The 13644-nt window shown below is 72.0% G+C and carries 12 protein-coding genes; 5 read left to right on the forward strand and 7 right to left on the reverse strand.

Annotated features, from left to right (window positions below; translation table 11 throughout):
* Positions 1-44 precede the first annotated feature (44 nt).
* Positions 45-362 (reverse strand): ATP-dependent Clp protease adapter ClpS, encoded by a 318-nt coding sequence (gene clpS, locus ACFYZ3_RS16575; protein ID WP_003975895.1) that lies wholly within the window; start codon positions 360-362, stop codon positions 45-47.
* A 109-nt stretch (positions 363-471) separates the two neighbouring features.
* Here clpS and ACFYZ3_RS16580 point away from each other — a divergent pair, with 109 nt between their 5' ends.
* Complete coding sequence (locus ACFYZ3_RS16580) at positions 472-1803, forward strand: nicotinate phosphoribosyltransferase (protein ID WP_388517629.1); 1332 nt, start codon at positions 472-474, stop codon at positions 1801-1803.
* A 280-nt stretch (positions 1804-2083) separates the two neighbouring features.
* The gene (locus ACFYZ3_RS16585) at positions 2084-2671 is read left to right on the forward strand and encodes a nicotinamidase (protein WP_388517632.1); all 588 of its coding nucleotides are present in this window, start codon (positions 2084-2086) and stop codon (positions 2669-2671) included.
* A 4-nt stretch (positions 2672-2675) separates the two neighbouring features.
* On the opposite strand, the gene ACFYZ3_RS16590 is transcribed toward ACFYZ3_RS16585, so the two are convergent.
* Together ACFYZ3_RS16590 and ACFYZ3_RS16595 are read right to left on the reverse strand one after the other, a co-directional pair.
* A complete protein-coding gene (locus tag ACFYZ3_RS16590; RefSeq protein WP_003975892.1) occupies positions 2676-3020 on the reverse strand; it encodes a hypothetical protein in 345 nt (114 codons plus the stop codon).
* Positions 3021-3166: 146 nt separating this feature from the next.
* Complete coding sequence (locus ACFYZ3_RS16595; RefSeq protein ID WP_388517635.1) at positions 3167-5512, reverse strand: immune inhibitor A domain-containing protein; 2346 nt, start codon at positions 5510-5512, stop codon at positions 3167-3169.
* A gap of 437 nt (positions 5513-5949) precedes the next feature.
* On the opposite strand from ACFYZ3_RS16595, the gene ACFYZ3_RS16600 reads away from it, so the two are divergent.
* Positions 5950-6249, forward strand: coding sequence for a hypothetical protein (locus ACFYZ3_RS16600; protein ID WP_388517638.1), 300 nt, complete (start codon positions 5950-5952; stop codon positions 6247-6249).
* A 13-nt stretch (positions 6250-6262) separates the two neighbouring features.
* On the opposite strand, the gene ACFYZ3_RS16605 is transcribed toward ACFYZ3_RS16600, so the two are convergent.
* Complete coding sequence (locus ACFYZ3_RS16605; RefSeq protein WP_388517641.1) at positions 6263-6934, reverse strand: RDD family protein; 672 nt, start codon at positions 6932-6934, stop codon at positions 6263-6265.
* A 270-nt stretch (positions 6935-7204) separates the two neighbouring features.
* Positions 7205-8725 carry an RDD family protein gene (locus ACFYZ3_RS16610; protein WP_388517644.1) on the reverse strand — a complete coding sequence of 507 codons (1521 nt, stop codon included), beginning with the start codon at positions 8723-8725 and terminating at the stop codon, positions 7205-7207.
* Positions 8726-8970: 245 nt separating this feature from the next.
* On the opposite strand from ACFYZ3_RS16610, the gene ACFYZ3_RS16615 reads away from it, so the two are divergent.
* On the forward strand, positions 8971-9399 hold the full coding sequence (locus ACFYZ3_RS16615; protein ID WP_360999663.1) for an SsgA family sporulation/cell division regulator: 429 nt from the start codon (positions 8971-8973) through the stop codon (positions 9397-9399).
* Between the two features lie 13 nt (positions 9400-9412).
* On the opposite strand, the gene ACFYZ3_RS16620 is transcribed toward ACFYZ3_RS16615, so the two are convergent.
* Complete coding sequence (locus tag ACFYZ3_RS16620) at positions 9413-10867, reverse strand: FAD-binding oxidoreductase (protein WP_388517647.1); 1455 nt, start codon at positions 10865-10867, stop codon at positions 9413-9415.
* Between the two features lie 91 nt (positions 10868-10958).
* Here ACFYZ3_RS16620 and ACFYZ3_RS16625 point away from each other — a divergent pair, with 91 nt between their 5' ends.
* Entirely contained in the window at positions 10959-12395 is a 1437-nt protein-coding gene (locus tag ACFYZ3_RS16625) for a tetratricopeptide repeat protein (protein WP_388517650.1), read from the forward strand.
* A 34-nt stretch (positions 12396-12429) separates the two neighbouring features.
* On the opposite strand, the gene hppD is transcribed toward ACFYZ3_RS16625, so the two are convergent.
* Positions 12430-13575, reverse strand: a complete 1146-nt coding sequence (hppD, locus tag ACFYZ3_RS16630) for a 4-hydroxyphenylpyruvate dioxygenase (RefSeq protein ID WP_115742373.1) — start codon at positions 13573-13575, stop codon at positions 12430-12432.
* Between the last annotated feature and the right edge of the window lie 69 nt (positions 13576-13644).

Raw genomic sequence — 13644 nt, forward strand, 5'->3', positions numbered from 1 at the left:
TCAGCTGCTTCCGTCCTGCGGGCGGGCGTGGGTCGTTTCCGGGCTCATTTCCGGTCCTGCTGGAGGGTGGCCCACAGGCCGTAGCCGTGCATGGCCTGTACGTCCCGTTCCATCTCCTCCCGGCTACCGCTGGAGACGACCGCCCGGCCCTTGTGGTGGACGTCCATCATGAGCTTGGTGGCCTTGTCCTTGGAGTAGCCGAAGTACGACTGGAAGACGTACGTCACGTAGCTCATGAGGTTGACGGGATCGTTGTGGACGATCGTCACCCAGGGCACGTCGGGCTCGGGTACGGCGAAGACCTCCTCCGCCGACTCGGTCTTCTCGATCTCCATGGGTGCGGCTGCCGTCACACAGCCCATGCTGCCACCACAGGGGGGCACCCGCACAAACGGGCCTGTGGCGGGCGCCACGCGCACCGGACGACGATTGAAATCGTCAGAGTGACGAAATGGGGGTACGATCCGTCGTATGAACACAGCGGACCTTGGGCTGCCGGTGGACGTCCCCTCGACGGCGCTCTTCACGGACCAGTACGAGCTGACCATGCTCCGAGCCGCGCTGAAGGCCGGTACGGCCGGGCGGCGGAGCGTGTTCGAGGTCTTCACCCGGCGGCTGCCGGACGGCCGCCGCTACGGCGTCGTGGCGGGCACCGGACGGGTGCTGGACGCGGTGGAGAACTTCCGCTTCGACGCGGACGTGCTGCGCTTCCTGCGCGAGAGGGACATCGTCGACGAGGAGACCCTGGACTGGCTCGCCCGGTACCGGTTCAGCGGCGACATCTGGGGCTACCCCGAGGGCGAGGTCTACTTCCCGGGCTCGCCGATCATGCGGGTCGAGGGCACCTTCGGCGAGTGCGTGCTGCTGGAGACGGTGATCCTGTCCATCCTCAACCACGACTCGGCGATAGCGGCCGCCGCCTCCCGCATGTCCTCCGCGGCCGGACAGCGCCCGCTGATCGAGATGGGCGCCCGCCGCACCCACGAGCTGGCCGCCGTCGCCGCCGCCCGCTCGGCCTACGTCGGCGGCTTCGCGACCACCTCCGACCTGGCCGCCGGCTTCCGCTACAACATCCCCACCGTCGGCACCTCCGCCCACGCCTTCACCCTGCTGCACGACAACGAGCGGGACGCATTCCGCGCCCAGGTGGACTCGCTGGGCGGGGACACCACGCTCCTGGTGGACACCTACGACGTCGCCGAGGCGGTCCGGACGGCCGTGGAGGTCGCCGGGCCCGAGCTGGGCGCCGTGCGCATCGACTCCGGCGACCTGCTGCTGGTCGCGCACCGGGTGCGCCAGCAGCTGGACGAGCTGGGCGCCACCGAGACGAAGATCGTCGTGACCTCGGACCTGGACGAGTACGCCATCGCCTCGCTGGCGGCGGCGCCCGTGGACGCCTACGGCGTCGGCACCCAGCTGGTGACCGGCTCCGGGCACCCGACGGCCTCGATGGTCTACAAGCTGGTCGCCCGCGCCGAGTCCGGCGAGGAGGGCGCGCCGCTGGTGCCGGTGGCCAAGAAGTCCAGCGGCGGCAAGACCTCCGTCGGCGGCCGCAAGTGGGCCGCGCGGCGCCTGGACGCGGACGGGTACGCCGAGGCCGAGGTGGTCGGCACCGGGCCGGTGCCCGACGCCCTCGCCGGCCGGCAGCTCCTGGTCGAGCTGGTCAAGGGCGGCGAGGTCGTCGCCCGCGAGCCCCTGGACGCCGCCCGGGACCGGCACGCGGCGGCCCGCGCCAACCTCCCGCTGTCCGCCACCCAGCTCTCCCGAGGGGAACCCGTCATTCCGACGGAGTACGCACAGTGAGGCTCGGGTAGCTAGGGGGTGTCGTCTGGATCCGGCCGACTCCGGACGACGGTGCTCTACAACCAACCCGAGCGGGGTCTGGTGCGTGCAGCTGCAAGGCGGAGGAGGGCGACAGGGCGGAGCCCTGGCAACCGACGACAACGCCGCAGATGTGCGTGCCAGACCCCGCGACCCCGGCAAGATCCAGACGACACCCCCTGAAGCTGGTGCGGTCCCACAAGGGCCGAATCAGCCCCGGATCTCCCTCTTCCACAGTCGACCCATTCGAAGGACACCGACCATGCGCCGCGCCTTGATCGTCGTAGACGTGCAGAACGACTTCTGCGAGGGAGGCAGCCTCGCGGTGTCCGGCGGTGCCGACGTGGCCGCCGCCATCACCGAGCTGATCGGGCAGGCGCCCGCCGGCTACCGCCACGTCGTGGCCACCCGCGACCACCACGTGGCGCCGGGCGGCCACTTCGCCGACAACCCGGACTACGTCCACTCCTGGCCGGCGCACTGCGTCGCCGGCACCGAGGGGGTCGGCTTCCACCCGAACTTCGCCCCGGCCGTCGCCTCCGGCGCGATAGACGCCGTCTTCGACAAGGGCGCGTACGCGGCCGCCTACAGCGGCTTCGAGGGCGCCGACGAGAACGGCACGGGCCTCGCCGAGTGGCTGCGCTCCCGCGAGATCGACGAGGTCGACGTCGTGGGCATCGCCACCGACCACTGCGTGCGGGCCACCGCACTGGACGCCGCCCGCGAGGGCTTCCGCACGCAGGTGCTGCTCGACCTGACCGCCGGAGTGGCCGCGGAGACCACCGAGCGGGCGCTGGAGGAGCTGCGCCAGGCGGGCGTGGAGCTGTCCGGCAAGCCGGTCGTGCAGTAGCTCCCTAGGTCTGCGCGGTCGGGCGTCTGAGCAGGGCGCGGATCGGGTGCCACAGCTCCTGGACCAGGTCCGGGCCGCCCACGGCACCTGCCACCGGTGCCGTGCGCCATATCAGGCCGTCCGGGTGGTGCAGGACCGCGGTGATCTCGTCCGGGGTGGGCGGGGCCGCGTTGCCCCGCAGGTAGACGCTGCGCAGCCCCAGGTTGCGCAGCCTGGTCAGGGCGCGCGCCCGGTTCTGGGCGTGGACGAGAAAACGCACGCTGCCGGCGCTCGCCGGGGCGGGGCTGGGCAGGTTCAGTGCCACCACCACCGTGCCGTTCGGCAGCTTGCAGAAGCCTCCTGCGGCCATGCGGTCATACCCCCGAGTCAGCCTGTGCCGGTCCGGTTGTCGGACCCGGTGTCAATAAGAGAACCACAGGACGCACCTAAACACGGATCGGCGGCGACCCGCCAGGGGGTCACCGCCGATCATGCTCTGACCTGGGCAGATGCTATTTACCTGCCCGCGGGGCCAACCTCGAGCTCGATCGTCGAGCCGTTCTTGGCCTCCTTCAGGATCTTGATCTTCGTGTTGGTGTCAGTGATCTTGACACCGCCGGTCGGGTTCGCCGGGTCGTAGTAGTCGTTCTTGCGGTCGTTGAAGACCGAGACGCCCTTCGAGCCCGGGACGTACTTCGCGACGTCCGCCTTGTGCAGCGTCATGCCGTCCGTGCGGTAGAGGCTGAACGGCGAGTCGTACGCCTGGAAGCGGTTGCGCATCAGCGTCCCGTCCTTCCACTTCAGCGCGGTCGGGTGCGAGTCGATCGGCAGGACCAGGCCCTTGCCCGGGTGCTGGCTGGTGTTGTTGTCCGCCTGGGACGTGTCCCACTTCCAGATCAGCAGGCCGTTCTGGTACGCGTAGTGCTCGACCCAGTTCGGGCGCTCGGAGAAGCCGAAGTTGTACGGGCCGGTCTTCAGCGTCTTGTCGTACGACACGTACTGCCGGTTCTCGGCGATGTAGTACTGCGCGTACTCCTTGGTGAAGGAGGCGCCCTTGCGGGTGAAGCCGACCGCCTTCCAGGCGTCGTCCGCGGTCTCCGCGTTGTCCGAGAAGAGCGTCTCGCCGTCGGCCGTCACCGCGATCTCGTCGGCGGTGAAGCCCTTCATGGCCAGGCCGCCGTCGGTCTGGTAGCGGAAGCGCAGGTCGATCTTCTTGCCGGCGTAGGCGTCCAGCGGGTAGACCAGCTTGCCGTAGGCGTCCACGGTGGCGCTCAGGGCAGGCTTGTCACTGCCGTCGCGCTGGATCGGCTGCCCGTCGAAGGTGCCGTCGATCGCGGTCCAGTTGGCGCCGCCGTCGGTGGACACCTCGGTGTAGAGGAAGTCGTAGTCGGCCTCGATGTCGTACCAGCCGTCCAGGGTGAGGGAGGCGGACGACTTGCCGGTGAGGTCGACGCTGCGGCTCAGGGTGTTCTTGAGGTCGTTGCCGCTGCCGCTCCACCACTGGGTCTCACCCTCGGCGGGGGGCACGATCTCGGTGGTGACCTTCTCCTTCGGCAGCTCGACGACCAGGCCCTGCTTGTGCTTGGTGTTGTACTCGGCCAGGCCCAGCTTGTGCCAGGAGTTGACGCCCGCCTTGGCGGTGTCGTAGTTCAGCCAGCCCAGCTGGAGCTTGTCCCAGGCGTTCATGTCGCCGGGCAGGTCGCCGATCTCGTTGCGGCCGGTGCCCAGCCACGAGCCGGACGACATCAGCGTCCAGAAGCCGGTGGAGTTGTCGCCGCCGGCGGTGTCGTAGTGGTCCGGCAGGCCGAGGTCGTGGCCGTACTCGTGCGCGTAGACGCCGAGTCCGCCGTTCTCCGGCTGGATGGTGTAGTCGCCGACCCAGATGCCGGTGTCGCCGATCTGGGTGCCGCCGAGCTTGTTGTCGGCGGGGCCGGTGGCGCCGGCGTCGGTGCCGAAGGCGTACCAGCGGTGGGCCCAGATGGCGTCCTCGCCCTGCGCGCCGCCGCCCGCGGACTCGTCCTCGCCGGCGTGCACGATCTGGAAGTGGTCGATGTAGCCGTCGGGCTCGTTGAAGTCGCCGTCGCCGTCGAAGTCGTAGCGGTCCCACTGGTCGTACTGGGTCAGCTGGGACTTGATCTGGGCGTCGGTGCGGCCGGCCGCCTTCTGGTCGGCGACCCAGGCGGTGACGCCGTCCTGCACCGCGTACCAGGCGCAGTTGTCGGGGTCGCACTTGTTGGAGCCGTAGCGGGCCTCGTTGTACGGGACCTTGACCCAGTCGGAGACCTCGCCGTCGACCGAGTAGCGGCCGGAGGACTGCTTCTCGTAGTAGGTCTTGACCGAGTTGACGCCCTTGCCGGAACCGAAGTACAGGTCCTGGAAGTGCTCCTGGTCGTAGTCCTCCTGCCAGGCCGTGGAGTTGTCGGTCTTGCGGTTCGGCTTGGCTATCTGGTTGTGCAGCGGGCCGGGGGTGCCGCCGTAGCGGCTGTCGACCTGGTCGCCGAACTCGACCAGGATGGTGAAGATCTTGTCGGTCTTCTCCCGGCCCAGCTCGACGTACTTGGCGTCGCCCTTCTTGCTCTTCAGCTGGACGACGTTGGAGCCGTCCTTCTTCTTCACCGACGCGTTGCCGGATATGACCTGCTTCAGGGCCTCCTCACGCTGGGCGGCCTGAGTGTCGCTCAGGGGGCCCTTCAGGTCGTGGGAGCGAGTGGTCTTGTCCGGGCTGGGGTCGTGGCGGTCCACGGCCTCCGGCCGGGACGGCGAGTCCGCCTGCGCCACGCCGGCCGCCGACATCGTGGCGGTGGCTGCGGCGAGTGCGACGGTGGTCGCCGCCGTTCTGAACGTCCAGGATCTTCTGGTCACTTGAGTTCCTCCCCCGCGTCCACGCGCGCGGATGGGGGGACCAGGACATGGCAAAGTCCGCGCACACGTGCTCAACGCGTGTAGTCAAGTGACGACATTCGACTAGAGGTTCACCGGAAAAGACAGACCTTGACTTGAGCAGAACAAGTGCACTATGCGGAGCCGTCGTTCGCTTTGCGGACACCGGATCGTGACCTGAGGCCGGTACGTCGGGGCCCGTCCGGCACCCGACGGGCGCGCGGGACCGTCCACTTCCCGGACGTCATGAATCCGTGCGCCCCCCGTGCATCGGCCGTGTCGGTTAGGTCGTGCTTACTGCTGGTTCCACTCGGGCACACAGCGGGTTAGAGTCGCTTGGCGGAACGCCCGGAAGCCGGCGGAAAGCCAGGCCGACAGCCCGTCTCACCCCATGATTGTCTTCCGAGGACACGATGGCCATGCCCCGTCCGACTGCCGCCCAGTTCGCCTACGGTTCGTGCACCGTGATCTTCTCGACCCTCGCCATGCTGCTGCTGTCGCGGACGAGTTCGGGTCCCGGAGTCGCCCTCATCGCCGTCGCGGCCCTCGCCCTCGGGCTGCTGGTCGCCATGACGGTCCCCCAGCCCAGGACGCGCGCGATGACCGCCGTGCCCTCCCACCGCCTCGGTGCGGGCCGGGAACCGGTGCGGATGCCCGCGGCGGCCCGGGTCTCCGCCGGCGCGGGAGCGGGCGAGGCGACGCGCGGGCGGGCCGCCTGAGCGTCCGGGCCCGTCAGCGCGCGCTGACCACGACCGTCTTGGCCGCCTTGTCGTGCAGGCCCTGTTTGTAGGGCTTGTCGAAGAAGCTCCAGCCACCCGCGATGATCGTCCACACGCAGGCGCAGCAGAACGCGAACGGGATCCACAGCACCAGGGCACGGATCAGCGACGTCTGCACCGAGGGCGTCGCCCCGTTGTCCAGGTTGGCCACCCGCATCCCGAGCCACTTCTTGCCGAGGGTCTGGCCCGTCCTCGTGGTCATGTAGGTGTCGTACGCGATGTAGAGCACGGCGGCGATCACGGACTGCCCGAAGGACTTGCCGACGGAGACGTCGTCGCCGTCCACCGTGTACTCCTGGACGTTGAAGGCCCAGCTGAGCAACCAGACCACGATGCCCACGAGGATCATGTCGATGATCCTCGCGAGCGTGCGCCGCCCGCTGTCGGCGAGCGGCGGCATCCCCGCCAGCGGATCGGCGGGGTAGCCGCCACCGCCGTACGGGTCACCGCCGTAGGGGCCCCCGCCGGGCGGAGGCCCGCCGTAGGGACCTCCGCCGCCGGGGGGCGGGGGGCCGCCGTGAGGGCCGCCTCCGCCGGGGGGCGGGTTGTCGTAGGGGTTCTTCCTCAGCGGGTCGTCGTCCGGCGGCTGCTGCCCGCCGGAGCCGGGGGGCGGTTCGCTGCTCATGTCCCGAGTCGAACCCGGAGTCTCCCTCCTCGCATCCGGCGAGCGGCCGTCCGGAGTAGTGCGGGTGCGTGGTCCGACGTCGTCCGGGCGGGGTATGACGGTGCGTCGGCGGGTGCGGGTGCGATGTGGTTGCTCGCGCAGTTCCCCGCGCCCCTGAAGGGGCGCGTCCAGTGCACGCCCTTCTTTTAGGGGCGCGGGGAACTGCGCGACCAGCCCCCACGCACCCGCACCCGAAGACGAGACCCCTGCTCCCCCCGCCCCCGGGCCAAGCTAGCCCGCGACGAACGTGTTGGCGGCCTTGTCGTGCCAGCACTGGTGCCAGGGGCGGTCGAACAGGCACCACGCGACGCCGACCACGCCGACGGCCAGGAGGCCGGGGACGCTGTAGACCAGCCAGCGGCGCAGGGCCGCGCCGAAGGACGGCGGCTCGTGGGCCTCGATGTCCCGGACCTCGAGCCCCAGCAGTCTCTTGCCCAGGGTGCGGCCCCACCTGGCGGTGGGCAGCGCCTCGTAGACGACGCCGAAGAGCAGCAGGACGGCGAGCACGATGCCCAGGTACACGGACGTCGTGCCGTCCAGCAGCCAGACCGTGACGGTCTCGCCGGAGAGCTTGGCCTCGTCGATCTTGTCGTTGACGTGGTCGACCGCCTTGAGGCCGAGAGGTACGGCGGCGACGGCGGTGACGCCCCCGAGGACGACCGTGTCGATCAGCCGGGCGGCCAGCCGTTTGCCGAGCCCGGCGGGCCGGGCGGCGGCCTGGCGGCGGGCGGCGGCCTGGAAGACGTCCTCGACAGGCGGCTTCCACGGTGCACCTGCTTGCCGGGGGAGCTCCTCCGCGCCCGCCCCGGCCAGCCGGTGCACCTGCTGCGCCCAGGAGGTCTGCCCGCCACCGGGTCCGCCCGCCGCGACCGGTGCGGAGGCGGCGGGCTGCTGCTGCGGGGGTGCCTGGTGGGGCACCGCGGGGGCGGCGGGCGTCGGGGGCGCCTGCGCGGCGGCGGCCCGGGCGGCTGCCGCCTTGCCGGCCCCGAACCCGGGCCCGGAGGCGGGTCCGGGGCCGGAAGCGGGACCGGGACCGGCTTCGGGGCCGGGGCCGCCCGGTTGCGGGCCCGTGCGCGGGGTGACCGCGCGGAAGGTCATGGTGCCCTCGTCCTGCGCGGCGGCGGGGGCGTCCTGCCGTCCCGCGGTGGGCCGGCGGAAGACGAAGGTGTTGCCGGCCTGGGCCTCCGCCCCGCCGGGTGCGGCGTCCTCCGGGGCGCCCGGACGCGCCGGGCCCGAGGCGGCCGCCGGGCCCGAGGCGGCCGCCGCGTCCTGCGCGGGACTGTCACCGCCCGCCGAGCCCCCCGGGCCCGCTGCCGTGCCCGCCGCGCCGGAGCCCGCGGGACCGTCGGAGGGCGGTGCCGCCTGCCGGGCGTGCGGGACGCGCGGGTCCGCGCCCCGGGCCGCGCCCGGCCAGGCGCCGCGCTGCGCCGGGGCGTCGGCGGCACCGGACGGGGCGGCGCGGTCGTCGGCCCAGGCCGCTGCGGACTCCGGACGGCTGCCGTGCTGGGACGCGGCGGCGGGCGGTGGGTCCTCGACCGGGTCCTCGTCGAAGAAGTGCGGGCCAGTCTCCTCGACGGAGGGCCGTGCGCCGGGCGGGGGCGCGAGCGGCTCGCCGTCCTTGGGGGCGGGGCGGCTCGTGCCCGCCACCCAGGAGGCGCCGTTCCAGTACCGGACGTAGCCGGGAATGGACGGGTCCGGGTAATACCCCTCGCGGGGCCTGTCGTCGCCGGGGGCCGGGGTTGGGGCGCTCATGTCCGTCGTCCCGTATCTGCTCGGGGGTTGATAGAGGGGCCTCAACATCTATCAGACGGGCGCAATCCGCACCGCCGGTCCCGCCGTACCCGCCCCTTTCCGGGCAACCTCGTGCCGGGACCTTCACATCCGGGCCGAGCCCCGGTCCGGGGTGCGGAAAAAAGTTCCCCGAACCCGCGTAATGCTCCGGGCCCGGCCCGCTCTCTCCGGGCAAGGACGTACGAGAATCGGGAGAGGAACCCGCCATGCACACCAACCCCACCGGCCCCGTCGTCGTGGAACGCGAGCTGGAGCTGAGGCTCATCCTGTCGCCGGAGAGCGGCATCCCGGTGCCGGCCAGGCTCGGCTACCACACGGACGACCCCTACGCCGTGCACATCACCTTCCACATCGACTCCGGCCACCCGGTGCACTGGACGTTCGCCCGCGACCTCCTGGTGGAGGGCGTCTTCCGGCCGTCGGGGCACGGGGACGTGCGGGTGTGGCCGTCGAAGACGGAGGGCCGCAGCGTCGTACTCGTCGCGCTGAGCAGCCCGGACGGCGACGCCCTGCTGGAGGCGCCCACGCCCCAGGTGTCGGCCTGGCTGGAGCGGACCCTGCGCGCGGTGCCGCCGGGGACCGAGGGCGCGCAGCTCGGGATCGACGACGGGCTGGCCGAGCTGCTCGCCCGGTGAGGGGCGGCAGCGGTCAGAAGAGCTTGCCCGGGTTGAGGATGCCCAGCGGGTCGAAGACCTGTTTGACGGCCCGCTGCATCTCCAGGCCCACCGGGCCGATCTCCCGCGCCAGCCACTCCTTCTTCAGGACGCCCACGCCGTGCTCGCCGGTGATGGTGCCGCCGAGTTCCAGACCGAGCGCCATGATCTCGTCGAAGGACTCGCGGGCCCGCCGGGACTCGTCGGGGTCCTGGGCGTCGAAGCAGACGGTGGGGTGGGTGTTGCCGTCGCCCGCGTGGGCGCAGACCCCGATGGTGAGGCCGTACTTGGCGGCGACGCGCTCGATGCCCTCCAGCATGTCGCCGAGCCGGGAGCGGGGCACGCACACGTCGTCGATCATCGTGGTGCCCTTGACGGCTTCGAGGGCGGTCAGGGCCAGGCGCCTGGCCTGGAGGAGCAGTTCGGACTCGGCGGCGTCCTCGGCCGGGACCACCTGGGTGGCGCCCGCGGCCTCGCACAGGGCGCCGACGGCGGCGAGGTCGGCGGCCGGGTCGGTGGTGTCGAAGGCGGCGAGGAGCAGGGCCTCGGTGGTCTCCGGGAGGCCCATGTGGGCGAGGTCGTTGACCGCCTTGACGGTCGTACGGTCCATCAGTTCGAGGAGGGAGGGGACGTGGCCCCCTTCCATGATCCGGCAGATCGCGTCGCAGGCCGCCGACGCGGAGGCGAACTCGGCGGCCAGCACCAGCTGCTCGGGCGGCTGGGGACGCAGCCCCAGGACCGCCTTCACGACGATGCCGAGTGAGCCCTCGGAGCCGACGAAGAGCCGGGTGAGGTCGTACCCGGCGACGCCCTTGGCGGTGCGGCGCCCGGTGGACATCAGGCGGCCGTCGGCGAGGACGACGTCGAGGCCGAGGACGTACTCGGCCGTCACCCCGTACTTGACGCAGCACAGGCCGCCGGAGGCGGTGCCGATGTTGCCGCCGATGGTGCACATCTCCCAGCTGGAGGGGTCCGGCGGGTAGTAGAGGCCGTGTTCGTTCACCGCGCGGGAGAGCGTGGCGTTGACGACGCCCGGTTCGACGACGGCGACGCGGTCGACCGGGTTGATCTCCAGGATGCGGTCCATCTTCGTGAGGGAGAGGACCACGCAGCCGTCGGTGGCGTTGGCCGCGCCGGACAGGCCGGTGCGGGCGCCCTGCGGGACCACCGGGACGCGCAGCTCGGTGGCGGTGCGCATGACGTGCTGGACGTCCGCCACGGTGCGCGGCAGGACGACCGCGGCGGGGGCGCCGGCCGGGCAGAAGCTGGCCATGTCGTTGGCGTAGGCGGCCGTGACATCGGGGTCGGTGAGGACCGACCCGGCGGGCAGACCGGCCAGCAGCCGGTCGACGAGGGTGCTCGGGTCGCCGAGGGGGCTGCCGGGGGTGCGGTTGACCGCCGCGGCTGCGTCGTCTTCGTCGCGAGGCGCTTCGATACGGCTCATGATCACAGGCTCGCATCCGCGGCCATCGGTGTGAACCCCGCGGGCGGCTGCCGTCGCCTGCCCGGTGTGATCGTCGTATGGGCGCACAGTGGGCGCCATGGAGGTCATGGAGAGGCTCACCCGGCGGGGACAGGGCGAGGCACCGGCACCCGGGCGGCGGTCGCGCCGTGGGCGCCGGGTGCTGATCGCCTCCGTCGCCGGGGCCGCCGTACTCGGCGGGGTCCTGGTGCTGCTCTCCCGGGGGGACGGTGACGCTCCCCCGCCCGCGCCGGGGCCCGCGGCGCTGGCGCGCGGGGCGGTCACCACCGGTGTGCCCGCCGCGCTGCCGGACCTGGCGGCGCTGATCGGCGACCGGGAGACCCATCTGCGGGCGCATCCGCTGGACGGGGCGTCGTGGGCGGTGCTCGGCGCCGCGTACGTGGAGCAGGGCCGCCGGACGGCCGACGGAGCGAACTGGCCGAAGGCCGAGAAGGCGCTGCGCACCTCGCTGAAGACGGAACCGGAGCGCAACCCGCAGGCCCTGGAGGGGCTCGCGGCGCTGGCGGTGGCGCGCCGGGACTTCCCGGCGGCGAAGCAGTGGGGCGAGAGCGCGGTGAAGGCGGCGCCGAAGCGGTGGACGGCGCACGCGGTGCTGATCGGCGCGTACACCGGGCTCGGCGACGACAAGGGCGTGGGCCGCGCCCTGGACAAGGTGATGGAGCTGCGCCCGGGCACCGCGGCGGTGGGAGCGCTGGCGGCGGCCGTCTACCGGGACCGGGGCTGGCGGGAGGACGCGGCGGCCCGGATCTCGGACGCCGCGGCGGCCGCCGAGGCACCGGCGGAGCGGGCGGCGTACCTGGAGCAGGCCGGGCGGCTGGCGTTCGAGCGCGGGGACCGCGAGGAGGCGCTGCGGTTCTTCCAGGAGGCGCTGCGCACCGACCCGGACCAGCGGGCCGCGCAGGCGGGGCAGGGCCGGGCGCTGGCGGCGCTGGGCCGGACGACGGAGGCGCTGGCGGCGTACCAGGCGGCGCTGGCCAAGCGGCCGAGCCCCGAGTACGCGCTGGAGCTGGGCGAGCTGTACGAGTCGCTGGGCCTCGGCCAGGCGGCGCGGGTGGAGTACGACCTGCTGCGGGAGCGGGCGCGGGGCGCGGAGGCGGCCGGGGCCGACGAGCAGCTGGTGCTGGGACTGCTCGACGCGGACCACGGCGATCCGGCGGCGGCGGTGGAGCGGCTGCGGGTGGAGTGGGGGCGGCAGCCGGGGACCGCGGTGGCCGACGCGCTGGGCTGGGCACTGCACCGCGCCGGTGCCGACGAGGAGGCGCTGGAGTTCGCGACGATCGCGACCGACGGCGACAAGGGCGGCGGGGTGCGCAGCGCGCTGTACGTGTTCCACCGGGGGGTGATCGAGAAGGAGCTGGGGCGGTACGGGCCCGCGCGGCGGCACCTCGGGGAGGCGCTGACGATCAACCCGTACTTCTCGCCGCTGCGGGCGCCGGAGGCGAGGCGGGCGCTGGCGGAGCTGGGCGAGCCCTCGGTGGAGGGCCCGCCCGACTAGACGTCACCAGGGTCACTGGGCGTCACCCGGCGACTCAGAGGTTGCCGCGCTTCTCCTGCTCGCGCTCGATCGCCTCGAACAGGGCCTTGAAGTTGCCCTTGCCGAAGCCCATGGAGCCGTGGCGCTCGATCATCTCGAAGAAGACGGTCGGACGGTCCTGGACCGGCTTGGTGAAGATCTGCAGCAGGTAGCCGTCCTCGTCCCGGTCGACGAGGATCTTCAGCTCGCGCAGGATGTCGACGGGCACCCGGGTCTCGCCGGCCCACTCGCCGAGCGTGTCGTAGTACGAGTCGGGGGTGTCCAGGAACTCGACGCCGGCCGCCTTCATCGCGCGGACGGTCGACACGATGTCGTTGGTGTTCAGCGCGATGTGCTGGACGCCGGCGCCGCCGTAGAACTCCAGGTACTCGTCGATCTGGGACTTCTTCTTGGCGACGGCGGGCTCGTTGATGGGGAACTTCACCTTGAGGGTGCCGTCGGCCACGACCTTCGACATCAGCGCGCTGTACTCGGTGGCGATGTCGTCGCCCACGAACTCCTTCATGTTCGTGAAGCCCATGACCTTGTTGTAGAAGCCGACCCACTCGTTCATGCGGCCGAGTTCGACGTTGCCGACGCAGTGGTCCACGGCCTGGAAGACGCGCTGCTCGGGCGGGGCGACCATCGGCTTGGCGGCGACGTACCCGGGCAGGTATGGGCCGTCGTAGCCGGTGCGCTCGACGAGGGTGTGCCGGGTCTCGCCGTAGGTGGCGATGGCGGCGAGGACGACGGTGCCGTGCTCGTCCTTGACCTCGTGCGGCTCGGCGAGCGAGCGGGCGCCGTGCTCGACGGCGTAGGCGTGGGCGGCGCGCGCGTCCGGGACCTCGATGGCGAGGTCGACGACGCCGTCGCCGTGCTCGGCCACGTGCTGGGCCAGGAAGGTGCCCCAGTCGGTCGAGGGCTTGATCACCGAGGTGAACACGAAGCGGGCGGAGCCGCTCTCCAGGACGTAGCTCGCGGTCTCCCGGCTGCCGTTCTCCGGTCCGGAGTACGCGACCAGCTTCATGCCGAAGGCGGTGGAGTAGTAGTGCGCGGCCTGCTTGGCGTTGCCCACGGCGAAGACGACCGCGTCCATTCCCTTGACCGGGAAGGGATCGGCCTGCCGGGCGGTGTCGGGAGTGTGGTGTGTGGTCTGCGTCATAGCCGCAGGTTCTCCCCTGTTCGCAAGGTGCGCAATAGTTTGCGTTTTCAGTGGGCAACATGACCAGTG

The sequence above is a fragment of the Streptomyces sp. NPDC001599 genome, assembly GCF_042893535.1.
Classification (GTDB): domain Bacteria; phylum Actinomycetota; class Actinomycetes; order Streptomycetales; family Streptomycetaceae; genus Streptomyces.